This window comes from Halomonas elongata (assembly GCF_029081005.1).
Taxonomy (GTDB): domain Bacteria; phylum Pseudomonadota; class Gammaproteobacteria; order Pseudomonadales; family Halomonadaceae; genus Halomonas; species Halomonas elongata_B.
In genome coordinates, this window is the sequence record NZ_JAJQTQ010000032.1 from 12,210 (window position 1) to 36,382 (window position 24,173).

Annotated in this window: 29 protein-coding genes; 16 read left to right on the forward strand and 13 right to left on the reverse strand. The window is 64.7% G+C overall.

Annotated features, from left to right (window positions below; translation table 11 throughout):
- The first annotated feature begins 68 nt into the window (after positions 1 to 68).
- On the forward strand, positions 69 to 617 hold the full coding sequence (locus LU493_RS17260; protein WP_275289046.1) for a preprotein translocase subunit YajC: 549 nt from the start codon (positions 69 to 71) through the stop codon (positions 615 to 617).
- An 8-nt stretch (positions 618 to 625) separates the two neighbouring features.
- Here the strand turns inward: LU493_RS17260 and slyA are convergent, their stop codons facing one another.
- Positions 626 to 1,066 carry a transcriptional regulator SlyA gene (gene slyA, locus LU493_RS17265; protein ID WP_275289047.1) on the reverse strand — a complete coding sequence of 147 codons (441 nt, stop codon included), beginning with the start codon at positions 1,064 to 1,066 and terminating at the stop codon, positions 626 to 628.
- A 75-nt stretch (positions 1,067 to 1,141) separates the two neighbouring features.
- A complete protein-coding gene (locus LU493_RS17270) occupies positions 1,142 to 2,362 on the reverse strand; it encodes a DUF5924 family protein (RefSeq protein WP_275289048.1) in 1,221 nt (406 codons plus the stop codon).
- Between the two features lie 156 nt (positions 2,363 to 2,518).
- On the opposite strand from LU493_RS17270, the gene fadB reads away from it, so the two are divergent.
- Both fadB and fadA read left to right on the forward strand, forming a co-directional pair.
- Positions 2,519 to 4,708, forward strand: coding sequence for a fatty acid oxidation complex subunit alpha FadB (fadB, locus tag LU493_RS17275; RefSeq protein WP_275289049.1), 2,190 nt, complete (start codon positions 2,519 to 2,521; stop codon positions 4,706 to 4,708).
- 57 nt (positions 4,709 to 4,765) lie between these two features.
- Positions 4,766 to 5,944: an acetyl-CoA C-acyltransferase FadA gene (gene fadA, locus LU493_RS17280; protein WP_275289050.1), complete on the forward strand. Its 1,179-nt coding sequence runs from the start codon at positions 4,766 to 4,768 to the stop codon at positions 5,942 to 5,944.
- Between the two features lie 80 nt (positions 5,945 to 6,024).
- Here the strand turns inward: fadA and LU493_RS17285 are convergent, their stop codons facing one another.
- A complete protein-coding gene (locus LU493_RS17285; RefSeq protein WP_275289051.1) occupies positions 6,025 to 6,624 on the reverse strand; it encodes an inorganic diphosphatase in 600 nt (199 codons plus the stop codon).
- Between the two features lie 76 nt (positions 6,625 to 6,700).
- On the reverse strand, positions 6,701 to 7,162 hold the full coding sequence (locus LU493_RS17290; RefSeq protein ID WP_275289052.1) for a flavodoxin family protein: 462 nt from the start codon (positions 7,160 to 7,162) through the stop codon (positions 6,701 to 6,703).
- A 151-nt stretch (positions 7,163 to 7,313) separates the two neighbouring features.
- On the opposite strand from LU493_RS17290, the gene LU493_RS17295 reads away from it, so the two are divergent.
- Complete coding sequence (locus LU493_RS17295) at positions 7,314 to 7,790, forward strand: YbhB/YbcL family Raf kinase inhibitor-like protein (RefSeq protein WP_275289053.1); 477 nt, start codon at positions 7,314 to 7,316, stop codon at positions 7,788 to 7,790.
- 50 nt (positions 7,791 to 7,840) lie between these two features.
- On the opposite strand, the gene LU493_RS17300 is transcribed toward LU493_RS17295, so the two are convergent.
- The gene (locus LU493_RS17300; RefSeq protein ID WP_275289054.1) at positions 7,841 to 8,728 is read right to left on the reverse strand and encodes a LysR family transcriptional regulator; all 888 of its coding nucleotides are present in this window, start codon (positions 8,726 to 8,728) and stop codon (positions 7,841 to 7,843) included.
- A 102-nt stretch (positions 8,729 to 8,830) separates the two neighbouring features.
- Here LU493_RS17300 and LU493_RS17305 point away from each other — a divergent pair, with 102 nt between their 5' ends.
- The 4 genes from LU493_RS17305 to LU493_RS17320 all read left to right on the forward strand — a co-directional run bounded on the left by LU493_RS17305 (position 8,831) and on the right by LU493_RS17320 (position 12,258).
- The gene (locus LU493_RS17305) at positions 8,831 to 9,715 is read left to right on the forward strand and encodes a HalD/BesD family halogenase (protein ID WP_275289055.1); all 885 of its coding nucleotides are present in this window, start codon (positions 8,831 to 8,833) and stop codon (positions 9,713 to 9,715) included.
- A 57-nt stretch (positions 9,716 to 9,772) separates the two neighbouring features.
- A complete protein-coding gene (locus LU493_RS17310) occupies positions 9,773 to 11,056 on the forward strand; it encodes a M24 family metallopeptidase (protein WP_275289056.1) in 1,284 nt (427 codons plus the stop codon).
- Positions 11,057 to 11,218: 162 nt separating this feature from the next.
- Entirely contained in the window at positions 11,219 to 11,788 is a 570-nt protein-coding gene (locus LU493_RS17315) for an ATP-dependent zinc protease family protein (RefSeq protein ID WP_275289057.1), read from the forward strand.
- Positions 11,789 to 11,892: 104 nt separating this feature from the next.
- The gene (locus LU493_RS17320) at positions 11,893 to 12,258 is read left to right on the forward strand and encodes a thiol-disulfide oxidoreductase DCC family protein (protein WP_275289058.1); all 366 of its coding nucleotides are present in this window, start codon (positions 11,893 to 11,895) and stop codon (positions 12,256 to 12,258) included.
- Between the two features lie 6 nt (positions 12,259 to 12,264).
- On the opposite strand, the gene LU493_RS17325 is transcribed toward LU493_RS17320, so the two are convergent.
- Positions 12,265 to 13,191 carry a LysR family transcriptional regulator gene (locus tag LU493_RS17325; protein WP_275289059.1) on the reverse strand — a complete coding sequence of 309 codons (927 nt, stop codon included), beginning with the start codon at positions 13,189 to 13,191 and terminating at the stop codon, positions 12,265 to 12,267.
- A 133-nt stretch (positions 13,192 to 13,324) separates the two neighbouring features.
- Between LU493_RS17325 and LU493_RS17330 the strand changes: the two genes are divergently transcribed.
- Entirely contained in the window at positions 13,325 to 13,627 is a 303-nt protein-coding gene (locus tag LU493_RS17330) for a DUF2798 domain-containing protein (RefSeq protein WP_275289060.1), read from the forward strand.
- A gap of 44 nt (positions 13,628 to 13,671) precedes the next feature.
- Entirely contained in the window at positions 13,672 to 14,598 is a 927-nt protein-coding gene (locus LU493_RS17335) for a LysR family transcriptional regulator (RefSeq protein ID WP_275289061.1), read from the forward strand.
- A gap of 17 nt (positions 14,599 to 14,615) precedes the next feature.
- Here the strand turns inward: LU493_RS17335 and LU493_RS17340 are convergent, their stop codons facing one another.
- Positions 14,616 to 15,635 carry an aldo/keto reductase gene (locus LU493_RS17340; RefSeq protein ID WP_275289062.1) on the reverse strand — a complete coding sequence of 340 codons (1,020 nt, stop codon included), beginning with the start codon at positions 15,633 to 15,635 and terminating at the stop codon, positions 14,616 to 14,618.
- A 199-nt stretch (positions 15,636 to 15,834) separates the two neighbouring features.
- On the opposite strand from LU493_RS17340, the gene soxR reads away from it, so the two are divergent.
- A complete protein-coding gene (soxR, locus tag LU493_RS17345) occupies positions 15,835 to 16,317 on the forward strand; it encodes a redox-sensitive transcriptional activator SoxR (RefSeq protein ID WP_343076100.1) in 483 nt (160 codons plus the stop codon).
- A 15-nt stretch (positions 16,318 to 16,332) separates the two neighbouring features.
- Here the strand turns inward: soxR and LU493_RS17350 are convergent, their stop codons facing one another.
- From LU493_RS17350 to LU493_RS17360, 3 genes are all read right to left on the reverse strand, one after another.
- Complete coding sequence (locus LU493_RS17350; protein ID WP_275289063.1) at positions 16,333 to 16,914, reverse strand: NADPH-dependent FMN reductase; 582 nt, start codon at positions 16,912 to 16,914, stop codon at positions 16,333 to 16,335.
- A gap of 179 nt (positions 16,915 to 17,093) precedes the next feature.
- Complete coding sequence (locus LU493_RS17355) at positions 17,094 to 18,557, reverse strand: alanine/glycine:cation symporter family protein (RefSeq protein ID WP_275289064.1); 1,464 nt, start codon at positions 18,555 to 18,557, stop codon at positions 17,094 to 17,096.
- Between the two features lie 44 nt (positions 18,558 to 18,601).
- Positions 18,602 to 18,808 (reverse strand): hypothetical protein, encoded by a 207-nt coding sequence (locus LU493_RS17360; protein WP_275289065.1) that lies wholly within the window; start codon positions 18,806 to 18,808, stop codon positions 18,602 to 18,604.
- Here LU493_RS17360 and LU493_RS17365 point away from each other — a divergent pair.
- Positions 18,807 to 19,265 carry a nucleoside deaminase gene (locus tag LU493_RS17365; protein ID WP_275289066.1) on the forward strand — a complete coding sequence of 153 codons (459 nt, stop codon included), beginning with the start codon at positions 18,807 to 18,809 and terminating at the stop codon, positions 19,263 to 19,265. The two genes, LU493_RS17360 and LU493_RS17365, sit on opposite strands and share 2 nt — an antisense overlap.
- Before the next feature lie 71 nt (positions 19,266 to 19,336).
- Positions 19,337 to 19,648 (forward strand): antibiotic biosynthesis monooxygenase family protein, encoded by a 312-nt coding sequence (locus tag LU493_RS17370; protein WP_275289067.1) that lies wholly within the window; start codon positions 19,337 to 19,339, stop codon positions 19,646 to 19,648.
- A gap of 7 nt (positions 19,649 to 19,655) precedes the next feature.
- On the opposite strand, the gene LU493_RS17375 is transcribed toward LU493_RS17370, so the two are convergent.
- From LU493_RS17375 to LU493_RS17385, 3 genes are all read right to left on the reverse strand, one after another.
- Positions 19,656 to 19,859: a putative motility protein gene (locus tag LU493_RS17375; RefSeq protein WP_275289068.1), complete on the reverse strand. Its 204-nt coding sequence runs from the start codon at positions 19,857 to 19,859 to the stop codon at positions 19,656 to 19,658.
- Between the two features lie 85 nt (positions 19,860 to 19,944).
- Positions 19,945 to 20,847 (reverse strand): complex I NDUFA9 subunit family protein, encoded by a 903-nt coding sequence (locus tag LU493_RS17380; protein WP_275289069.1) that lies wholly within the window; start codon positions 20,845 to 20,847, stop codon positions 19,945 to 19,947.
- Between the two features lie 17 nt (positions 20,848 to 20,864).
- The gene (locus LU493_RS17385; RefSeq protein ID WP_275289070.1) at positions 20,865 to 21,863 is read right to left on the reverse strand and encodes an NADP-dependent oxidoreductase; all 999 of its coding nucleotides are present in this window, start codon (positions 21,861 to 21,863) and stop codon (positions 20,865 to 20,867) included.
- A gap of 188 nt (positions 21,864 to 22,051) precedes the next feature.
- On the opposite strand from LU493_RS17385, the gene LU493_RS17390 reads away from it, so the two are divergent.
- From LU493_RS17390 to LU493_RS17400, 3 genes are all read left to right on the forward strand, one after another.
- On the forward strand, positions 22,052 to 22,849 hold the full coding sequence (locus LU493_RS17390; protein WP_275289071.1) for a FadR/GntR family transcriptional regulator: 798 nt from the start codon (positions 22,052 to 22,054) through the stop codon (positions 22,847 to 22,849).
- Complete coding sequence (locus tag LU493_RS17395) at positions 22,846 to 23,865, forward strand: TRAP transporter substrate-binding protein (RefSeq protein WP_275289072.1); 1,020 nt, start codon at positions 22,846 to 22,848, stop codon at positions 23,863 to 23,865. Before LU493_RS17390 ends, LU493_RS17395 begins: the two co-directional genes overlap by 4 nt.
- A gap of 87 nt (positions 23,866 to 23,952) precedes the next feature.
- The coding region (locus LU493_RS17400) for a TRAP transporter small permease subunit (RefSeq protein ID WP_428994579.1) at positions 23,953 to 24,173 on the forward strand (221 nt) is incomplete at its 3' end.

The following is a 24,173-nucleotide window of genomic DNA, read 5'->3' on the forward strand; positions in this document are numbered from 1 at the left end:
TGCATCAACACAGGAAATACGGAATCTCGGCGTGTTGTTCGAGGCTTCACGGACAAGCAGGATGGCGAATGCTCTGGTTGATCATTATCGGTGTGGTAGGGCTGGCGTTCGCGCCGGCGATGTCGTTGCGCCCGAGCCGGCGACAACAGCGAGTGAAAGGGCTGCGTGACACCGCCCGGGAAAGCGGGGTCGCCGTGCGACTCGAGACCTCGCCGCTGCACGACGACGGTGAAGCCCTGCCCGCCTATCGGTGGCGCTATCCGCCCCAGCGGCCGGGTCCCGATTTCCTGCTGGTACGCGATGCCGTGGCCAGCCAGGTACTCAAGCCCTTCCTGCCGGGATGGCGCTGGCGCGTGGAGCCGCTGCGGCCGCTACCGGAGACGGCGCTTTGCCAACTGGAGACATTGCTGGAAGGCTTGCCGGGAGATGCGGTCGTGGTCGAGTCCAGCGCAGCCTGTCTGACGCTGTGGTGGGACGAGTCCTCGCCGCTCGAGGCATTCGCGGACCTCGATGAGCGCATGAGGCGGATGCGTGATGAGCTGGCCGGCCGGCCGGACTACCCCGGCGCCCATCGCAGCGCGCAGGCGCCGAGCATTCCTCCCTCGGCTGGCGGTTAGGGAAGCCTTCAGCCCTCTTCACGCTCCTGGATCGCCAGCCCATTGGCCTCGATACGCGACAGCAGGTCGATCAGGTGTTCGACCTCGTTGTCGTCGAGGCCTTCCAGCATTTCCTTGCGGGCCTGGGTGACGACGGCCTCGATGCGTTCGAGCAAGGGCGTGGCCTTGTCGGTGAGGAAAATGCGCTTGGCGCGGCGATCCTGACCACAGGGACGCCGCTCGATCAAACCCTGCTCGGACAGCTGGTCGAGAGTGCGGACCAGGGAGGGCGCCTCGACACCGATGGCCCTGGCCAGGTCGCACTGGGGTTGATCATCGCCCATCCTCCACAGGTGATAGAGCGTGACCCAGCGCGTCTGGGTCAGGCCGTCGGGGGCCAGACGCCGGTCGATGACGGCGCGCCACAGGCGTGGCACGCGAGCGAGCTGAAAGCCGATGTTCTGATGCATGGCACGTCTACGTTGAAGAAGCCTGTCGGGATTGTCTGAAGCCCCGGCGTGGAATGCAACCTTATGGTTCGAAGGCTACTCACTATCCTCGGGGGAAGGGGCCGCGTCGTCAACGGTATTTTGACCCTTGGCGGTGGAGGTTGCCTCGGGGCGTGCTATCAGTCGGCGCACATCCAGCCCGGGAAGTCCGGGAGGAGAGTCGATGCGGCCGTCGGCCAGGGTTGCCGCCTCGGTATCGGTCGCGACCCGGAAGCGCAGCACGCCGATGCGTTGGCCGCTGGCCGTCATCACGTCGATGCGCCATCGACCGGCGCTCTGTTCGGGAACGTTGCGCTTGTGGGTCCAGGCCCGGTAGCCCTCCGCGCGTCCCCCCTGGATCTCGAGTGGAATACGGTCGATCAGTTCGCCGTCATGGCGCCATTCATGCACGATGTCTTCGCGCAGCCCCCTGGGGGCATGGATAGCGGTGTAAGCATACAGGCCGTTGTCGGCCAGGGCGTCGGGGGTCAGGCGGAGCTGCCCCTGTGGTGAACGGGCTTCGACGTCGAAGCCTGGCGAGAGGGCGCTGCCCGAGATCCACAGGCTGGCCGGCGGCACCCAGCTCCTGCCGGCCCAGGCGACGCCGGCCAGCAGGGGCAGCAGGGCGAGCATCAGCAGCCAGCGAGGGAGCGTCATGGGCCGCAGCAGGTGCAACAGGCTCGGCAGGCTGAAGATCACCGTGGCCGCGAGCGCGAGCAGCAGGCTCTGGCCGGTGGTCAGGTGCAACAGGGTGGGCAGTGTCACCAGGACGACCAGGAAGACGCACTGGGCGTGAAAAGCGAAATAGAGCCCTCGATTGCGCTCGGCGAGTCGATAGTAGAGCGGATCGAGGATCGACAGGATCGCCAGCGCTACCATCGACAGGGTGAAGAATGCCTGGCCACTGGTCCAGACCGTGGTCGCCAGCAGGAAGGGCAAGGTGAAGAAGAGTGTCTCCTGGTGCACCATCTGGGCGATGAACGTCGTCACGCCGCGCGGCAGGGTAGGATAGCCGCGTCGGGCCAGGACGCGGCCGATCAGGCTTTCCGACAGCAGCAGGATCCAGGTCAGCAGCATGCTGAGGGCCAGCATGGCACCGAGCCACTGCTGGCGCTCGACCAGGAAGAAGCTGCCGGCACCGGCCAGGAAGGCCACCGGCGGCCAGAGCCAGCTCCAGGGCCGGACCCTCTCGGCGAGCCGCTCGATACGATGTTCCCAGGCGCCGAGGCGAGCAGCGCCGGAGGGGCCTGACGCCGGGGACGAAGGAGGGTCTTTCATGGGACGGTTCGGTGACATGAGCGCAGTTTAACAGCTTGTTTCATTGGTCGGGGAACGCCAACGGCGGGATAGGCGGGGGACTTGACGTGGCGACGGGAGTGGACCAAGCTGTCATGAATCAAACGGCCGTATGAATTCCTGCACGGAGATTCGTGGATGATCTATCAAGGCAATGCCATCTCGGTGGCACGCGATGACGAGGGCATCGCGACCCTGACCTTCGACTTGAAGGACGAGTCGGTCAACAAGCTGTCCAGTGCCGTGATTCAGGAGCTGGAGCAGGCGCTGGAGGCGCTGCGTGGCGAAGCCGATATCGGTGGCCTGGTGCTGGCCAGTGCCAAGGAAGCTTTCATCGTCGGCGCCGACATCACGGAATTTCACGGGATGTTCGCCAAGGGCGAGGAGGAGATCCAGGGCATGCTCGAACAGGTGCACGGGATCTTCAACGGTCTCGAGGATCTGCCCTTCCCCACGGTCAGCGCCATCAACGGCCTGGCTCTGGGGGGCGGCTGCGAGGTGACGCTGGCCACCGATTTTCGCGTGATGAGCGAGACCGCCCGGATCGGGCTGCCCGAAACCAAGCTCGGCATCCTGCCCGGCTGGGGAGGCTGCGTGCGCCTGCCGCGGCTGATCGGTGCCGACAACGCCATCGAGTGGATCGCCGGCGGCACCGAGAATCGCGCCGCTGCCTGTCTGTCGGTTGGTGCGGTCGATGCCGTGGTGCCCCCTGAATCACTCGAGGCGGCGGCGCGCGACATCCTGAGCCGGGCCCGGACCGGTGAACTCGATTACTCGGCACGCCGCGCCGAAAAGCTCGGTCCCCTGGGACTCGACGCCATCGAGCAGATGATGGCCTTCGAGACGGCCAAGGGCTATGTGGCCGGCAAGGCCGGGCCGCACTACCCGGCTCCGATCGAGTCGATCAAGGTCATCCAGAAGGGGGCCGGTGAGGAGCGTGCCCGTGCCCAGGCGATCGAGGCCAAGGCATTCGGCAAGCTGGCGCTCACCGATGTCTGCTACAACCTCGTGGGACTTTTCCTCAACGATCAGGTGGTCAAGAAGAAGGGCGGCCAGTACGAGAAGCAATCCGCACCCGTGGAGCGGGCCGGGGTGCTCGGCGCCGGTATCATGGGCGGGGGCATCGCCTACCAGAGCGCCTCCAAGGGCACGCCGATCCTGATGAAGGATATCAAGGAAGAGGCCATCGAGCTGGGGCTCAAGGAGGCCCGCAAGCTGTTCGGCAAACAGGTGGAGCGCGGCAAGCTTTCCAGCGAGCAGATGGCCGAACGGCTCAGCAATATCCGGCCGACTCTCTCCTACGGCGACTTCGCGCATGTCGACCTGGTGGTCGAGGCGGTCGTCGAGAATCCCAAGGTCAAGGGGGCGGTGCTCGCCGAAGTCGAAGATAACGTGGGCGAGGCCACCATCCTTACCTCCAACACCTCGACCATCTCGATCACTCGACTTGCCGAGCAGTTGAAGCGGCCGGAGAACTTCTGCGGCATGCACTTCTTCAATCCGGTGCACCGCATGCCCCTGGTCGAGGTCATTCGCGGCGAGAAGACCGGCGACGCCGCCGTGGCGGCGACCGTGGCCTATGCCCGCAAGATGGGCAAGACGCCCATCGTGGTCAATGACTGCCCGGGGTTCCTGGTCAACCGCGTGCTCTTCCCTTATTTCGGCGGCTTCAGTCAACTGATGGCGGCCGGGGCCGATTTCCAGCGCGTCGACAAGGTGATGGAGAAATTCGGTTGGCCGATGGGGCCGGCCTACCTGCTCGACGTGGTGGGCATGGACACCGCCGTACATGCCGGCGAGGTGATGGCCGAGGGCTTCCCGGAGCGCATGGGTAGTCTGGGCGGTGCCGGGGGCGAAGGCCAGGACAAGAGTGCCATCCAGGTGATGTTCGACAATGACCGTCTGGGGCAGAAGAACGCCAAGGGCTTCTACGCCTACGAAGAAGACAGGAAGGGCAAGCCGCAGAAGGTCAGCGACGAGGCGGCCATCGAACTGGTCAAGGGCGTTGCGGGGTCGGGTCGCGAGTTTTCCGACGACGACATCATCGCGCGGATGATGACGCCCCTATGCCTGGAAACCGTGCGTTGTCTGGAGGATGGGATCGTCGGCACGCCGGCCGAGGCCGACATGGCGCTGATCTATGGCATCGGTTTCCCGCCGTTCCGGGGGGGTGCGTTGCGCTACATCGACGCCATGGGGCTGGAGGCGTTCGTCGCCCAGGCCGATGAGCTGGCCGCCGAACTCGGAGCGCTGTACGCGCCGACCGACAAGCTGCGCGAGATGGCGCGCAACGGCGAGCGGTTCTATCAGGACGCCGCCGAGGCCTGATTTACCACGTGCTATTCACCACCTGCTATTGATCAAGTGCCGGGGAGAACGAATTCGATGAGTGTGAATCCGAGAGACATCGTGGTAGTCGATGGCGTGCGTACCGCCATGGCCAAGGCCAAGAACGGCGCCTTCCGCCACGTGCGTGCCGAGAACCTGTCTGCCGGCGTCATGCAGGCGCTGTTCGACCGCAATCCGAACCTCGATCCCGCCGACGTCGACGACGTCATCTGGGGCTGCGTCAACCAGACCCTCGAGCAGGCCATGAACATCGCCCGCAATGCGGCGATCATGACTGGGATCCCGCGCAGCGTGCCGGCCCAGACCGTCAACCGCCTGTGCGGCTCCTCGATGAGTGCCCTGCATATCGCTGCCGCCAATATTCGGGCCGGGATGGGCGACTTCTACATCATCGGCGGGGTCGAGCACATGGAACACGTGCCGATGACCCATGGCGTCGACGTCAATCCGGCGGCCAGCAAGCATGCCGCCAAGGCGGCCATGATGATGGGCCTGACCGCCGAGCTGCTGGGCAAGATGCATGGTGTTTCCCGCGAGGACCAGGATGCCTTCGGGGTGCGGTCCCACCAGCGCGCCCATGCCGCTCAGCAGAACGGTGGCTTCGACAACGAGATCATCGGTATCGAGGGTCACGATGCTCAGGGCTTCCGGGTCCGAGTGGATCGCGACGAGGTCATCCGCGCCGATGCCAGCCTGGAAGCGATGGCCGAGCTCAAGCCAGCCTTCGATCCGCGCAGCGGCACCGTGACCGCCGGGACCTCCTCGGCGCTCTCCGTGGGCGCCAGTGGCATGGCGGTGATGAGCGCCGAGCGGGCCAGTGCCCTGGGTCTGGAACCCATTGCCCGGGTGCTGTCGACCGGTGTGGCGGGCTGTGATGCTTCGATCATGGGCTATGGCCCGGTGCCGGCTTCCCGCAAGGCGCTGAAGGCGGCGGGCCTGACCATCGAGGATATCCAGACCGTCGAACTCAACGAGGCCTTCGCCGCCCAGTCGCTGCCGGTGCTCAAGGATCTCGGTCTGCGCGACCGGATGGACGAGGCGGTCAACCTGCATGGCGGCGCCATCGCCCTGGGCCACCCGCTGGGCTGCTCGGGTTCGCGTATCAGCACGACGCTGCTCAACGTGATGCAGGAACAGCGCACCTCGCTTGGTCTGGCCACCATGTGCATCGGCATGGGGCAGGGCGTGGCCACGGTGTTCGAGCGACTGAGGTAACAGCGACCGAGACGATACCAACGCAAGCGGCGCCTCTCGGGGCGCCGCTTGCGTTGGAGGGCATGACGTTGTGCGCGTGACTACTCGGCGTGCTCGGTCTGGTAGGCATCGAAGGCCTGCGTCAGTATCTCGCGGGCTTCGCTGGCGTCGCCGAAGCCATTCAGCTCGATGTCGCCGCCATCCGGGAGGTTCTTGTAGACGCGGAAGAAGGCATTGAGTCGCTCGACCTGCATGGCCGGCAGGTCTTCCATCCCGTCGACATCGGCGTAGGTGGGATCCACGTCATCGGCGGGGACGGCGATGATCTTGTCGTCGGCTTCGCCGTCATCGATCATGCGCAGCACGCCGATGGCCCGGACCTTGATCACCGCTCCGGGGTAGATGCTGTCGCGGGTCAGCACGAGCGCATCCAGGGGATCGCCGTCGCCTCCCGCCGAACTGGTGATGGACCCATAGTTGGCCGGATAGCGGACCGGCATCGAGACGTAGCGATCGACGATCAACTGGCCGTGTTCGGCATCGATCTCGTACTTGGTGAAGCTGCCGGCCGGAATCTCGTTGACCACATGAAAGCTGGCCGGAGCGTCATCGGTCTGGGGATAGTCGAAGACATTCTGGGCCTGGACGGGGGTGGTGGCCAGGAGGCCGGCGGCGACCAGAAAAGAAGCAATGGACTTCATGGGACCTCGCGCTGCAGTGAGACGAAACGAACCTCACAGCCTAGCCCCCCGCGATGACATGTCCGTGACGTCCGGCCTACAGGATCCCCGCCTCCAGGCCGGCGGTCAGGGTCAGGGCCAGCTCTTCGACCCGGGGCTCGAAGTCGTCTTGCCACTCGCCCCTCAGTGTCAACGGTTCCTGCACCCACTTCCAGCCCAGGCCCGTGACGATGCCTTCGACGGCGCGCCGCGTGCCGGTGCCGTCCCGGCCGGCCCGGATGTAGAGCGCGCAGGGCAGGCCTCGTTGCGCTTCCAGGACCGGGTAGTAGCTGCGATCGAAGAAATCCTTGAGGGCTCCGCTCATATAGCCAAGGTTCTCGGTGGTGCCCAGCAGGATGGCGTCGCAGGCCAGGATATCCTCGGGGCCGGCGTCGAGCGGTGGCTTGATGACCGCCTCCACGCCCTCGATATCGGAATGACGGGCCCCACGGCCGGCGGCGTCGCGCAGGCGTCGGGTGTTGTCGGAGGGCGCGTGGGCCACGATCAGCAGGCGTTTCATCGGTCGCCTCCGGGTTGAAGAGCGTCGGTCACGCCATCATGCCATGGGAGGAGGTCGTTGACAGGCTATGGGCATTTGCCGAGCCTTGGACGACCGGAAACACGACGCCGTGTTTCCCCATCATGACACCATCTCAGGGAGATCAACGACCATGGCCTTTGCATTGACGAACATGCGGGTGGAAAGCCCGGCCTTCACCGACCAGGGCGAGATTCCGACGCGACATACCGGAGAAGGTGAGGATCTGTCGCCGGCGCTGTCCTGGCATGATGCGCCGGAGGGCACCAAGGGCTTCGCGGTGATCTGCCACGACCCTGACGCGCCCCTGGTGGAGCACGGCGGCTACGGCTTCGTGCACTGGGTGCTCTACAATCTGCCGGGCTCCACCACCTCTCTCGAGGAAGCATCCTCCGAGGGGACCCGCGGGATCAACCATTTCGGTCGCAATGGCTATGGTGGCCCCATGCCACCCGAGGGGCATGGCGTCCACCAGTATTATTTCTGGGTGCTGGCGCTGGACAAGCCCACCGCCTTGCCCGAGGGCATCTCGATGGCCGAGCTTCTCAAGCAGGTCGAACCGCACCTGCTGGGCATGAACCGTCTGGTCGGCACCTATCGTCGTGATTGACGCACGAGAGGCCTGAGGCGGTCCGCCCGTGCTCTCGACGCGGGCGGATCTTACTCCGGAAGCGCCTCGCCGGCTTCCGGCACCGCCACATCGTCATTCTCGGTGACAATCCGCTCCAGTTCCTCGCAGAAGGCTTCCAGGGCCTCGCTGGTGTGTCCGGGGCGACGGTGCAATTCGATCTCGACCTGCCCGAGTGGCGGCAGGCCTTCCGCTTCACCGACGATCCGGCATCCCGCCGGTACGCTGCGTGGTGTTTTCACCGTCATCGCCAGGCCCGCCTGCACGGGTAGATTGATACCGGTGGGGGATTGGCTCGAATAGTGTGTCTCCCACTGGCGCTCCTCACGTCCCAGGGCCGAGAGGGCATGCGCGCGGAAGATACAACCTTCCGGGTTGAGGGCCAGGGGCAGGGTATCCCAGTCCGTCGGCCGGCAGTGCTCGGCCACGACCCAGACCATCGGCTCCCAGCCCAGCAAGTGGCCCGACTGGGTGGGGAGGTGGCGAATCGACAGGACGACATCCAGCAGGCCCTCGTGGAACTGGTTGACCAGCGTGGCGCTGATATCGCAGTTCAGCTCCAGCCGGGTGTCCGGGAAGCGCTGCGCGTAGCGGGGCAGCAGCGACGGCAGGTAGGCACTGGCCTGTTCCTCGGAGGTCGCGAAGCGTATCAATTCGCCGCGCCGGCGGTTGCCCAGCAGCGTTCGGGCCTCGTCTTCCAGCTTGAGCATGTGCCGTGCATAGGGCAGTAACTGCTCACCATGCGAGGTGAGCAGCACGCTGCGGCTGGTACGTTCGAACAGCGCCTGGCCCATCTGATCCTCCAGGCGCTTGATCTGCAGGCTGACCGCCGACTGGGTGCGGTGCAGCACCTTGCCGGCGGCGCTGAACCCCTGACTTTCGGCCACGGTGACGAAGGCGCGGAGCAGCACGGTATCCATTATTGATGAGCCTTTGAAATTGGTTTTATCTCAATCATTCATTTTTATTATGAGGTTGCGCTATCTAGGCTGTCCAGCGTGCATTGTTAACCGGAGACTCCCATGTCCGTGGCAACCTCGGCCGACACAAGCGACCTTTCCCTGAAGGGCTTGATCGACCTGTTCCGTTACCCGCTCGATGATCTCGACGGCGAAGTAGGGCAAGCACTGATCGAGCACTGCCGTCGCCAACTGGCGGAGGATGGTTGTGTGGTGCTGGAACGTTTCGTGCCGGAGCAGGCGCTGGCGCGTCTCGAGCGCGAGACCGAGCGGCTTTCGCCCGAAGCCCATTACAACCAGACCGAAACCAACCCTTACAACAGTGATGGGGACCCCGATCGTCCGTCGAGCCATCCGCTGAACCGCTTCGACGATCGGACCAACGGCTTCGTCGCCGGCGATCGCATCGGTGCCGATACCATCATCCGTCAGATCTACGAGCATCCCGAGTTCCAGCGGTTCATCGCCGCCGTGATGGGCATGGAAGAGATCCACCAGTACGCCGATCCACTGGCCGACCTGGTGGTCAACGTGCTGCGCGAGGGCTGCCAGCATCCTTGGCACTACGATACCAACGAGTTCATCGTCACCATGATGACCCGCCGTTCCCGGGGCGGTGGTCGCTTCGAGTACGCCCCGGGCATCCGTGGCCCCGAAGGGGAGAATTTCGAGGCCGTGGAGCGGGTACTGGACGGTGATCGTTCCCGGCTCGAGTCGCTGGATCTGACGCCCGGCGACCTGCAGATCTTCTTCGGGCGCTATTCGCTGCATCGGGTCACCCCGGTCGAAGGGGATCGCGAGCGCCACACCGTGATCTTCGCCTACGCCAAGGAGCCTGGCTTCATTGGTCGCCCCGAGCGGGCCCAGCGCATCTTCGGCCGCATGGCGCCTGTCCATGAAGCCTTGCTGAAGAATGGCATGCGGCGTAGTGATGCGCTGGCCGATTGAATCTCGCCGACCCGCCTGGTCCCACGTCGCTTCACTCCCGAGTAGAAACGGAACCCCATGAGCATCGTCGATTTCGAGAAGTTGACCGACAACGAACCGGATCGTCTCCCGGTGATTCCCTCGGCCCCCATGGCCAATGGGGACAGCATTCCCACGGCCTTCGACCCCGCACAGCTGCGTGCCGGCCGCCTGCAGCGCCTGCGGGCGATGATGGCCGAGCAGGGCTACGCCGCCCTGGTGCTGTTCGATCCCTACAATCAGCGCTATGCCACCGGCTCGCGCAACATGTTCGGTTACTTCCTGCGCAATTCCACCCGCTATATCTATGTGCCGCTGGAAGGGCCGGTGATCCTCTTCGAGTATCCGGGGAGCGCCCACGTCTCCACCTGGCTCGAGACCATCGACGAGTCGCGCACCTCCAAGGTGGTCTGGTCGGCGGTCAACCAGCGCGACAATCTCTCCTCCGATCCCTTCGGCGTCGAGATCGCCGAGCTGGTCCGGGCGCATGGCCAGGGCAATACGCGCATCGGCCTGGATCGCTGTACCCTGAACCTGGCGCGTTCCCTGGAGGCGCAGGGCATGGACGTGCTCGACTGCATGCAGGACACCTTGCACTGTCGTCGGATCAAGACGCCGGAGGAGGTGGCCTGTCTGGCTCAGTCCATGGCCGGCAGCGAGGCCGCGGTCGCCGAGGTGGAAGCCGCCATCAAGCCGGGGGTGACCGAGAACGATCTCTTCGCGATTCTCTACGGCAATGTCATCAAGCAGGGCGGCGAATTCATCGAGACCCGGCTGCTCAACTCGGGACCGCGTACCAACCCCTGGTTCCACGAGGCCAGCGATCGGGTCGTGCGCCCCGGTGAACTGGTGGCGCTGGATACCGATACCATCGGTTGCCACGGCTACTACTCGGACTTCTCGCGGACCTTCCATGTGGGGCCGGGACGACCCAGTGCCTACCAGCGCGAGCTGTATCGCATGGCGTTCGATCAGGTACATCACAACATGGATATCCTTGCGCCGGGGATGAGCTATCGCGAGATCGCCGAGCGGGCCTGGAAGATTCCCGAGCGCTTCCTGGATCGTCGCTATCCGTCGGTCATCCATGGCGTCGGCATGCACGGCGAGACACCGCTGGTCGCGCACCACATGGATTTCGATCGCTTTTCCAAGGACGGTGTCCTGGAACCCGGCATGGTGGTGTCGGTGGAGAGTTACATCGGCGAGGTCGGCGCCGCCGATGGCGTCAAGCTGGAAGAAGAAGTGCTGGTCACCGAGACCGGTATCGAGAAGCTCAGTCGCTACCCTTTCGACGAGGACCTGCTCGGTCGCGAAGTCTGAACGACGCGAGTGGACCGCGGCACCTGCCATGTATGCGATGAGGTAGGGCCGGCGGAGTAGGGCTATCGCAGTTGGAGCTGGCGAGGGCAATGAATGGCGTGCGGTCATCACCCTTGGTATGGTCTCCCGTCTACCGTGACGGAATGACCGCAAGGAGCCGGCATGTACAAGTCGTTACGCCATGTACTGATCGCCTGCCTCGCCACCGGCCTGATGAGTGGCACGGTCCTGGCCGACGATGACCCCGTCGTGTTCGGATGGGTCGAGAAGGCGACCATCGAGGAACCCTGGGGCCCCGAGGTCAAGGTCAAGCTCGATAGCGGTGCCTTGACCTCTTCCATGCAGGCGGAGGACATCGAGAAATTCGAGCGCGATGGCGAGGAGTGGGTGCGCTTCGTCGTCGAGGTCGAGGACGAGTCGACCGAAGAGATCGTCTCGAAGACCTTCGAACGGCCGATCTTCCGCAAACTGATACTCACGGGCGCCGGCGGCCAGGATCGGCGGCCGGCGGTGCTGATGACGCTGTGCATCGGCGATACCCGCTACGAGGAGCAGTTCAGCCTCGAGGATCGTGATGATCTGACCTACCCGGTCCTGCTCGGACGTCGCACCATTCAGGAGCTGGGCCTGCTGGACGTGACCCGAACCTTCGTCCACGACCTGGAGTGCGACGAAGATACGCCGCTTCACGAGCATGAGGAAAAGGAGCTCGATGAGGATATCGGCATCTGAGTCCTGTCCGGTTATCCTCGGTGATCAGGGGCTGCCTGAAAAGTCGACGAGCGTGAGCTGGATGGCCCGTCCGGCGCCACCGAGTGACTCATCCCGGAGGTTCCGTGAGCGATGTTTCCCCGCTGAAGGTCTACTATGATGCGGCCTGCCCGCTCTGCCGCCGCGAGCGGCGCCGGTACGAGCGCCTGGCTCGAGAGGCGCATTCGGTGGAATGGCTGGATGTTTCCAGCCATGAGACCGGGTTGCGCGAACGCGGCGTCGAGCCACGCGAAGCGCTGCTCTCGCTGCATGTGGAGGACGCCGAGGGCACGCTGCATCGGGGCATGGATGCCTATATCCTGCTGATGCGCCGCATCCCGAGGCTGCGTCCCCTGGCCGTGCTCATCGGCCTTCCCGTGATCAAGCCTGTGCTGACCTGGTGGTATGGCCATTGGGTCAGGCGACGACTGGCCCGGCAGGGGCGGTTGTAGTCGGCGTCACGCGGGACGCCATTCGGCCGGCAGACATTCGACCAGGAAGTCCATGAAGGCCCGGACCTTCGGGGTCAGGTCGCGTCGGTCACCGACGCACAGGTAGATATCCATGGGCTCCGAGACGGCGCGTGCCGAGGTGCTCCGGTCCGTCTCGAACAGCGATACCAGGTGCCCGCGGTCGAGATGCGGTTGGGCGACGAATGCCGCCAACCGTGTGATACCGCCCCCTCCCAGCGCCATCTGCGCCAGGACATCGATGTCGTCGCTGGCCATGGCGACACGCGTATCGGGTTCGAAGCGGAGTCCATCCCGCACGAAGCCCCAGCTCAGGAAACGGCCGTCCCGGGGAAAGCGGAAGACCAGGCAGTCGTGTTCCTTGAGGTCTTCCGGTTCACGGGGCGTGCCGGCTCGCGCCAGATAGTCGGGGGAGGCGCAGAAGAAGAAGGGAATCGAGGCAATGCGCCGGGCGACCAGCCCTTCCTCGAGTTGCAGAGCGAAACGCACGCTGACATCCACCGTCTCGCCGATATGATCGACGTGGCGATCGGTGGTGAATATCTCGAGGGAAAGGTGCGGGTAGCGGTGCTTGAAGGCGGGCGCCAGCGGCGCCAGCACGTGTCGCCCGAAGGCGGCGGTGGAGGCGATGCGCAAGTGGCCGCGTGGCTCGTTGCGCAAGCTGGCGATGGCGTCGTGGGCCCGTTCGATATCCCGGGCGATATGCTTGATTCGGGCATAGTAGGCGGTCCCGCTGTCGGTGAGCCCCAGGCGGCGCGTGGTGCGGGTCAGCAATCGGGTATCCAGGTGGGCCTCCAGGCGGGCGAGTTGCTGGCTCGCGGCCGCCGGGCTGATTCCCAGGCGCTTGGCGCCGCCGGCGATGCTGCCGGTTTCCACGGCACTGGTGAAGCAGGCAATGGCGCGCAAGGTGTCCATATCTTTTCCCGATGAGTGAAAGATCTTATTCGTAAGTAGACGTTTATAGTGAGATTGGCGCTGGGCGTCTAGTGAGAGGAGGCGGGCTGGGCTAGGGTGACGCTCCCTGAAAACCGAGCCTCGAGGAGGATCGATGAACCGTTCGATGATATCCCCGCGCCGCGAACGCCTGAGCGGAGTACGGCGCCTGATCGCGAGGCGGGGGCTGCCACGCCGGCTCACCCCGGTGGTATTCGCCTTCTACATGGCCTCGATCATGGCGTTTCTGATGACGCTGGTGATCACCCTGATCAACGAGGGCATGGGGCCGGGGTTCATGGGGCGGGTCTTGCACGCCTATGTTCTCGCCATGCCGGTGGCCTTCGTGTGCGTTCTGATCGTCAGGCCGCTGGTCGTGCGGCTGGTCGCCTTGACGATCGAGAAAGAGCAGACGTGATGCGGCCCCCGGGTGGGCGAACTTCGATGATGGGGAACTGAGCGATGGTGCGACGCCTGTCCGGACACCTGCCGTCCACTCGACAATTACAGTGTTTCATCGCCGTGGCCGAGGAACTCAACTTCCGTCGTGCCGCCGAGCGCCTGCACATGTCGCAGCCACCCTTGTCTCGGCAGATCGGCGGACTCGAGGCCATGCTGCGCATAAAGCTGTTCGAGCGCGATACCCAGGGCGTCAGCCTGACCACGGCCGGCGAGCGTTTCGAGCACGATGCCCGTCGGGTTCTTGAAGCGCTCGATATCGCTCTGGTCAATCTGCGCGAGACGGTCGCCGTCGACGCGGCCGATGTACGGCTAGGCCTGACGAGCGTGATCGACTTCAGCCTGGTGGCCGGCATTCGCGATGTCCTGACGGATGTGCACCTCCTCCCCGCGGGCACGCGAATCGAAGAGGCGTACTCGAAGCGCCTGGTCGAGCGCTTGTCGAGCGGGGAACTGGATCTTGCCCTGGTGGGGGAGATCGCCGAACCGGGGGAATCTATCCAGGCGCGACGCGTCGCCCTTGATCCGCTGATGGTGGCGTTGCCCGAAGATCATCCGGCGGCCGAGCGTGCGAGGGTGTCGTTCGATGACCTGGGGGATACCCGGCTGTTCTGGTTTCCCCGCCATGACAACCCGGTCTTCCATGATCGCTGCGAGCGGGTCTTTGCGGATCATGGTTATGCGCCACCGCGGCGCCCCGAGCCCGGCGAGCACATGACGCTGCTGGCTCGGGTGGCCGCCGGCGATGGCGTGGCGTTTCTGCCGACGTCACTGCGTGCGGCCAGTCGCCTCGGCGTGACCTATCGTCCCTTCGTCGCCGACCTGGAAGAACGGCTGAGCATCGAGCTCAAGCTGCTATGGCGATCCGGTGAAACGCGCGAAGAGGTCCGGTACGCCGTCGATGTACTGCTCGAGGCGGCCGAGGCCTGACATGCTCAGGCACACATCTAGGCGTTGACGCCCTTCATGCCTTCCTCCGTGTAGCGCTCGCCGCGAGCGGCGTCCGGGGGCAGGGCACTGTCGAGGTCGTTCAGGTCACGCTCGTCCAGCCGCAGTGCCAGTGCGCCGAGATTCTCGTGCAGATAGGCCGAGCGTCGAGTACCGGGAATCGGCACGATATGGTCATCCTGGGCCAGCAGCCATGCCAGGGCGACCTGGCCCGGCAGGGCGTCGTGGCGTTCAGCCACCCGATGCACGGCGTCGAGCAATGTCAGGTTATGCGCCAGGTTGTCGGCCTGAAAGCGCGGATTGTGGCGCCGGAAGTCGTCTTCGGAAAGATCCTCTCGCTTGGTGATACGGCCGGTCAGGAAGCCGCGTCCCAGGGGGGAGTAGGGCACGAGCCCCACGCCGAGCCGGCGGGCCATGGGCAGGATCTCGGCTTCGACATCGCGCGTCCACAGCGAATACTCGGTCTGCAGGGCGGTGATCGGATGGATGGCATGGGCCTTGGCCAGGGTCGACGCCGAGACTTCACACAGCCCCAGGTGAGCGATCTTGCCTTCCTTAACGAGCTCTCCCAGGCACTCCATGGCGGCACTGATGTCGCCTTGCGGGTCAACGCGATGGAGATAATAGAGATCGATACGCTCGATGCCCAGGCGCTTGAGCGAGGCCTCGCAGCAAGCACGAATGTACTCGGGACGATTGTTGACGCGCCGTGCATAGTCGGCATCGCCGCGATCGATGCCGCACTTGGTGGCGACCTTGATGTCGCTGGCTCCGTGTGACCGACGTTGCTCGGCCAGGCATTCGCCGATCAGCGTCTCGTTGTGGCCGCGGCCGTACATGTCCGCCGTGTCGATCAGGTCGATGCCGGCATCGGCCACCTCGGCGAGCAGGTCCCGAGAGGCCCGGTCATTCGAGGGTCCGTAGAACTCGCTGATCCCCATGGCGCCATAGCCCAGCGCCGAAACGCTCAGCCCTTGTCCCAGGGTGCGATGGGGGAGAATCCTGTGGTCGCGTGTCATGGTGTCATCCTCGTCATGGGGGGTAGTCCGGGGCGATGCCGGACGCCACACAGGATGGAAGGACAGCGGCGCTCGTGGAATGTCATTCATGGCAATACCATTCGGGTATCAGGGCGTCGAGGCGGCCGGGCTTGTGCCGGAGGGCGACGTTCGGCACGATATTTCCTCAACAATACTTGAGGTCGAGGCGGGAGGTACGATGACACATCGCAAGCTGAATCCCCGCAAGCAGTCGTTGACGGTGGGGGATGTCGCCCGGCGCTGTGGCGTTGCGGTTTCCACCGTGCATTTCTACGAGGCCAAGGGGTTGATCGAAAGCACGCGCAATGCCGGTAACCAGCGGCGTTTCTCCCGGGATGTGCTGCGCCGCGTGGCCGTGATCAAGATCGCCCAGCGCACGGGCATGCCGCTGGCCGAGATCAAGGCCTCGCTGGACGATCTGCCCACATCCCGTACGCCCGATGCCGAGGACTGGCGGCATTTGTCGGAGCAGTGGCGTAGCGCGCTGGACGAGCGGATCCACTGCCTGATCGCGTTGCGCGATCAGCTCGATGGATGCATCGGCTGTGGCTGCCTGTCGTTGAAGAGCTGCCCGCTGCGGAATCCGGGGGACGTGCTGGGTGATGCCGAGGAAGGGGAAACCTCGCCATCGGCCCCCGGCACAGGAGTGCCCGGTCGATGACGAGGGTGAGTGGTATCAGTCGGTGTGCAGCCGATCCAGGCTGGTGACCAGCCGCTGGCAGAGGGCATTCAGGGCGTCGCCCTGGGCGGTGTTGACGAGATTGCCTTCGGCATCGAAGGCGTCACCGGCCTTCGCGACGGCGAGCTGATCGGGAAGCACCGTCACACCGATATTGGTGAGCAACTGACGCAGGTGATTCAGGGCGCGAAGACCGCCCAGGCCCCCGGGGGAGGCGGCGACGAGGCCGGCCTGGCGCTCCTTGAACAGGGCGAGCCCGCTTTCGCCCTGGTGGGGACGAGTGAGCCAGTCGATGGTGTTGGTCAGCAACGGCGTGACGAAGCCGTTGTATTCCGGCGAGGCGATCAGCAGCCCTTGATGCCCGGCGAGCAGCTCCCGCAACGCCAGGGCATTGCCGGGCAGTCCTTCAGCTTCCTCCAGATCGCCGTCATAGAGCGGCATGGGATAGTCGCGCAGGTCGATGAAGGTAGGTTTGCCACCGAGCGCTTCGATGCGTGCCGCGGCGAGCTGCGCGAGACGCTTGTTGAAGGAGGCCTCGCGGGCACTGCCGGCGAATACCAGAATACGTGGAACGGCCATGGATACACTCCTTTCCAGAATCACGGGTTCAGGGGGTGATCTTCCATGGTCGCGGTGACGGTGACAAGCATGGCCCGTCGGCGTCGAGCTTTTCTCCGCCACGTTCCTTGCCTTTTTCCTGCCTGTCCGAGTTCGGCATGGAGGCCACGGCACGCGCCGTGACCTCCTTCGGCGTGGGATCAGGCCTTGTCGGCGCCCCTGGGCCAGGCCTTGGGATCGATTCGATCATTCAGTCGCGGGAAGCGACGCGGATCGAAGTTGGGCTCCAGGCCATCCTTGAGCTGGCGCTCGTAATCCCGGAACAGGGCAATGGCCACCGGCGAGAGCAGCAGGATCGCCACCAGGTTGATCAATGCCATCATGCCCATCGACAGGTCGGCGAAGCTCCAGATCGGACCGAGGTTCGCCACCGCGCCGATCATCACCATGGCCAGCACTGCCAGCCGATAGATCAGGATGGCGCCGGGCGCGTACCTGGCGCCGGCCAGGTACTCCACGTTGGTTTCGCCATAGGAGTAATTGGCGATCACCGAGGTGAAGGCGAACAGCAGGATCGCCACGGCGATGAACATGCTCGCCCAGTCGCCGACCTGATGCGACAGCGCGATCTGGGTGAGCTGGATGCCGTTGGCTTCATCACCGGCGAGCAGTTCCGGACCCGCCATGATGATGATGGCGGCGGTGGCGGTGCAGATGACCAGGGTGTCGAAGAAGACGCCGAGCATCTGGATGAAGCCCTGGGCGGCGGGATGGTTCGGCTGGGTGGACGCGGTGGCGGCGGCGTTGGGAGCCGAGCCCATGCCTGCCTCGTTGGAGAACAGGCCGCGCTTGATGCCGTTCATGATGGCCTGGGAGATGGCGTACCCGGCGGCGCCGCCGGCGGCCTGGTCGAGGCCGAAGGCGCTCTTGAAAATGGTCATGATGGCTGCCGGCAGCTCGGTGATGTTGAGCAGTACCACCACGACGGCCAGCAGCAGGTAGATGACGGCCATCACCGGCACCACCAGTTCAGCCACCCGGGCAATGGATTTCAGGCCGCCGAAGATGATCGGCGTCACCGCCACGACCAGGACCACGCCGACGATCCAGGGAGGAAGGGAGAAGGCTTCCTCCATGGCCAGCGCGATGGAGTTGGACTGCACGCTGTTGAAGGCCAGGCCGAAGGCGATGATCAGGCAGATGGAAAACAGCGCCGCCAGCCAGCGCAGCCCCAGGCCCTGCGAGATGTAGCGGGCCGGGCCGCCGCGGAAGGTACCATCGCCATGGTCCGTCTTGTAGGCCTGGGCCAGGGTGGATTCGACGAAGCTGGTGGCCATGCCGACCAGGGCCGTCATCCACATCCAGAAGATGGCACCGGGGCCGCCGAAGTAGATGGCGACCGCGACGCCGGCCAGGTTACCGGTGCCGACCCGGGCGGCAAGACTGGTGGAAAGCGCCTGGAAGGAGGAGATGCCGCCGTCGGCGCTGCGTGAATGGCGCAGCAGCTTGAACATGTGCCCGAAGTAGCGGAACTGGATGCCACGCGTCATGACGGTGAAGTACAGGCCCGCACCGATCAGCAGATAGATCAGCAAGGAGCCCCAGATCAGGCCGTTGCCGGCGGCCATCAGGTCCTTGAACAGTTCGGAAAGAGAGAGTGCCATGGTGTCGATATGCTCGTGATCTCAATGAATGCGGGGGCCATTCTTCACGGATGCCACGAAATGGCAAGGATTGCTGTCGATGAGTCATTGAATGGCAGAATCATCCAGGTAATGGCGGTCATGTTGATCAATTGACACTGGCATGCCCCGCGGCGCTCATGGCGATGGACGCTCGAGCTGGCGATCGGAAGGGCCTCGACGTAGGCTGGGGTGGAGGGATCAACCCAACCAGCGAGGAGAGTGTCGATCATGGACCATTTCATGCAGGCCGCCCTGGACGAGGCACGCGCGGGGCTCGATGAAGGGGGCATCCCCATCGGTTCGGTGCTGGTCCATCGCGGGGTGATCATCGGCGGTGGCCGCAATCGTCGCGTTCAGCTCGGCAGTACCGTCCTGCATGGCGAAATGGACGCGCTGGAAAACGCCGGGCGACAGTCCGCCGATATCTACCGCGAATCGACGCTCTACACGACACTTTCCCCCTGCGCGATGTGCACGGGCGCCATCCTGCTGTACGGCATTCCCCGGGTGGTGATCGGCGAGAATCGGACCTTCCAGGGCGAAGAGGCGCGTCTGCTCTCGCATGGTGTCGAGGTCGAGGTGCTGCAGGAGCCGGCGTGCATCGCCCTGATGGAAGACTTTATCGCCTCTTCCCCCGACCTATGGTTCGAGGATATCGGTGAGTCGTCGGGTCCTCGGGCTCTGTGAAGCACCTTGTCGATTCGCCGCGAGGCGATCTTCAGCGTTTGTCTCGACGACCCCGGAGCGGAGTTTACCCCATGCTTGCTGAAACTCCTGAGCCGCCGTATTACGCGGTGATCTTCTCCTCACGGCGTACCGATGTCGTGGCCGGATATGACGAGACGGCCGAGCGCATGATGCGACTGGCCTCGCAGCAGCCCGGCTTTCTCGGCGTGGAGTCGGCGCGCGAGGCGGTCGGCATCACGGTGTCCTACTGGGCGGATCTTGATTCGATCCGGCGCTGGAAGGCCCAGGCCGAGCATCGCGAAGCACAGCGCATGGGCCGAGAGGTCCGGTACTCGCACTACCGGGTGAGGGTGGCGCGGGTGGAGCGCGAGTACGGGCCGTAGTGGCGGTTCAGGCGTATGTATCGAGTCGGGTGCCCAGATGGCCGTCATTGGCCAGCCGTGGCTCGACGGAAGCCGATTCCATGAGCGCCGTCACCTGCTGCTGCTGGGTATCCAGCGCCGACTTGAAGATCTGCATCTGAGCCTGCTGGGCGGTCTGGGCCTGCTGCATGGCCTGGGACTGGGCGACGACATTATTGATCGAGGTATCCATCGTCTTCTCCTTTATAAGAGGGTGCGCACTACGCTAGCAGTTCTTTCTTCGGCAGGATAGCTGGCGGTCGTGGACCCCCCGAAGATCAGTCCGTCGACAGGCAATCGGGCAGGCTTTCCCGCAACGCCCGGGGACGCATGCCGAGGTCGGCGAAGGTGCCCACGCCTTCGGTGACCAGGTTGTCGCCCTGCATGAGAATGACCTGATCGCGCGTCAAGGGAGGGGAGGGCAGCCAGCCGAGTCCGAGGGCCAGGGCGTGCCAGGCGGTGAAGGGCAGGGGCACGAGGGGGCGTTCCCTTCCCAGGTGTTGCATCACCTGGGTGAGTGTCTCGCGATAGCTGAGGATATCGGCACCGCCCAGTTCGAAGAGATAGCGGCGTGGCCGGTCGACGGCGGTGAGCCTGACGATGGCGCGGGCCACATCCACGACATGCACCGGCTGAAGGCGGCTGCGCCCCCGTCCGAACAGCGGGATCACGGGGAGGCGCGTGAGTCTCGCCAGGCTGGACAGGAAGGCGTCGTTCCGTCCGAACAGGACGCTGGGCCGCAGGATGATGGCCTTGGGCAGGGCGTCCAGCACCGCCGTCTCGCCGCGTGCCCGGGCACGCACATAGGCCGAGGGCGAGTCGAGTGAGGCGCCGATGCCTGATAGCTGCACCAGCCGGGCGATGCCGGCCTCCCGTGCCTGGCGAGCCAGTCCGGCCGCCGCCGTGACGTGGATATCCTCGAAGCCGAGTCGCCGCGACGGCACATACAGGCTCGTCGCGTTGACCACCGCTCCGGCCCCTTCCAGGACCTCGGCGACGCGGCGCCCATCGCGGATGTCGGCGTGGAGGATCTCCAGGGGATCGCCGTCTTCCGCCCATGACGGCCAGGCGGGGCGGCGTGCCACCAGGCGGGTCGGTCGGCCGCTCTCCACCAGTTCTCGCACCAGGGCGGCACCGAGAAATCCGGTGCCACCGAAGACCACCGTCGGGGATGTCGTCATGAGCATTGGGATGACGTCTAGAGGCGTACCAGCATCTTGCCCTGATTGGCGCCCTGGAAGAGGTCGAGGAAAGCGTCGGGCGTGTGCTCGAGCCCCTCGACAACGGTTTCTTCGTAGTCGATCCGGCCGGCGCTGACCAGGGGGCCGACCTCCTCGAGGAAGCGTGGGTAATGCTCCCAGTGATCGAAGACGATGAAGCCCTGCATGCGCGCACGGCGAATCAGCACCATGGCCAGGTTGGAGGGGCCGGGCGCCGGGGCGTCATCGTTGTAATGGGCGATCATGCCGCATACGGCAATGCGCGCTCCGACTCGCAGCGTGTTCAGGGCCGCCTCCAGGCAGACGCCGCCGACGTTCTCGTAGTAGACGTCGAAGCCCTCCGGGCAGGCGGCCTGCAGGTCCGCCGTCAGGGTGGCGGTGTCCTTGTCGCGGTAATCCACCGCCACCACATCGTGCGCTTCCAGCCAGGCGCGCTTTTCCGGGGTACCGGCGATGCCGACCACGGTCCCTCCCTTGGCCTTGGCGAGTTGTACGGCCAGCGATCCCACGGCACCTCCCGCGGCGCTGACCAGCACGTTATCGCCGTTGCCCATGCCGGCGATGACGTTGAGGCCGGTCCAGGCGGTCATGCCGGGCATGCCCAGTACGCCGAGAAAGGCCTGGGCCGGCACGTCGATATCCGGTAGTGGCTGCAGGGCATCACCGGGCAACTGGGCGATGTCACGCCAGCCGCCCATGTGCACCACGCGGTCCCCCTCACGGAAACGGTCGTCTCGCGAGGCAATGACGTGGCCCACGGCGGCCCCCTCCAGCGGCGCGTCGAGCGCGAAGGGATCGATATAGGTCGTCACACCGCTCATGCGACCCCGCATGTAGGGATCCACCGAAAGCCAGGCGTTGTGCACGCGTACCTGCCCGTCGGCGAGTTCCGGCAATTCGGTTTCATTGAGAGTGAACACCCCGCGTTCCGGGGTGCCCTGGGGATATTCACCGATACTGAAGTAGCGAGATTTCACTGGTGGCTCCCGGTGATTGGCATGATGTCGCACCCTACACCCGAGTCCAGGCGATGGAAAGCCATGGGATTGTCGTGATGGGGACTAAAGTCTAAAAGCGTTGTGTCCGATTTTATCCGAAGCTATGTCCGACATAGAAAATTAACAGTCAGACACCACACACGATCCTCAACCCGTACAGGCACGCCATGTCTTCTGCCGCTTCCGATCCTCGACGCGCATCGAGCCCTGACATCGCCGACTTCCTCGCCGAGGCCATCTTCGCGGGGGAGTATGTGCCGGGTGACTTCGTGCCCAAGGAACTGGACCTCTGCGAGCGCTTCGGCGTCAGCCGCAGCACGGTCCGCAGCGCCCTGCAGACCCTGGTGGCGGCGGGCCTGTTGACGCGCATTTCCGGGCAAGGCTCGCGGGTGCGTGCCTTGCAGGAATGGCACCTGCTGGACCCGCGTGTCAGCGGCTGGATGGCACGTTTCGCTCAACCGAATCCGCGCATCCAGCGTGAGATATTCGCCTTTCGGGTGGCGGTCGAGCCCTATGTGGCGCGTCTGGCGGCGGAACACGCCACGGCGGCGGACCTGCTGGCCATCGAATCCGCCCATGAAGGCATGATCCGCGCCCTGGAGCATGACGACCTGCATTGGCAGGGCATCTCCCATAACGATTATGACGTGGCCTTTCACGAGGCGATCTTCGCGGCCTCGCACAACCTGGTCTGGGCACAGATCAGCCACGTTCTCAAACCGGCCATCGCGCTGCTGGTGGAGAAATCCAATCATAGCGCCGATGAGCTCAACGACAGCATGGAACGCCATCGCCGGGTGATGGAGGCGATTCGCCTGCGTCAGCCCCAACGGGCCGCCCAGGCGGCCCTGGCGGTGCTGGAACGCACCGGCCGGGATCTGGGCCTCGAGGAATTGATGCCCAGTGTTCCCGCTATCGAAGTCACGACAACCGTTTCAACAACAAGCGATAAGGAAGCCTCATGATGTCTCGCATGCCACTCAAGACCCTGACCGTCGCCGTGCTCGGCGCCCTGGCCATCGACGCCCAGGCCGCCGAGTACGAATGGACCTTCCAGACCTCGGAAACTGCCGGGGAGCCCCAGTTCGAGATGAAGAAGGCCTGGGCCGAGAACGTCGAGCAGATGTCCGATGGTCGTATCGCCATCGAGATCCTGCCGGTCGGCGCGGTGGTGCAGGCCAACCAGACTCTGCAGGCGGTGAAGTCCGGTATTCTGCAGGGCCACCTGACCGATCCCAGCTATTTCACCGGCCAGGATCCGGCCTTCGGCATGATCGGCAACCTGGTCGGCGCCTGGAGCGATCCGTACGACTTCCTCGATTACATGAACAACGCCGGTGGCGAGGCGCTTTACAACAAGCTGGTCGAGCCCTATGGCCTGCACCTGATCGGTGCTGCTGCGACCGGCCTGGAGTCACTGCCTTCCACCAAGCCGGTTCGTTCCGTCGAGGACATGAAGGGCCTCAAGCTGCGTGCCCCCGAGGGCATGGTTTACAACATCTTCGAGGCGGCCGGTGCCACGCCGGTCAACCTGCCGGGCTCCGAGGTCTATACCGGCCTGGAAAAGGGCGTGATCGACGCCGCCGACTACACGGTGTTCGCCACCAACCAGGCTCAGGGGTTGCATGAGTTCGCCCCCTATCCGCTCTACCCGGGTTTCCATTCGCTGCCGATGGTATCGGTGTCGTTGAACAAGGATATCTGGGACGGCCTGCCGGAAGATCTCAAGTCGATCCTCGAGACCTCCGTGGACAGTCTGGCCTACGAGATGGTGGCCGAGCTCAAGACCCGCGACCTGGAAGCGGTGCGCGAGGCACGGGATAACCCGGATATCGAGATCATCGATCTGCCGGCCGAGGAGCGTCTCAAGTTCCGCAACATCGCCAAGGACGAGTGGGCCACCTGGGCCGAGAAGAACGAGATCACCCAGGAGTTCTACGACTCCGTGGTGGGTTACCTGGAAAACCATAACCTGATGTGAGACGCATCGGGCCGACGCGGAGCGGCCCGATGACATGACCGGACGCGGCGCGTCCCACGGGGCGCGCCACTTCGTTGAGGAGTTCCCATGACTCGAGATTCCCGTCGCCCGGAGGAATCGGCGGCCCCGGCCGTGACCGCGCCCCCCGATCCGGTGCGCAACGCCTTCGATCGAGGCGTGGCAGCCTGCGGCCGCATCGCTGCCTGGCTGGTGCTGGTCGCCATGGTCATCAGCGTCTATGAAGTGATCATGCGCTACGCCTTCGCCTCGCCCACCTCCTGGGTCCACGAGACGGTGGTCATGCTGGT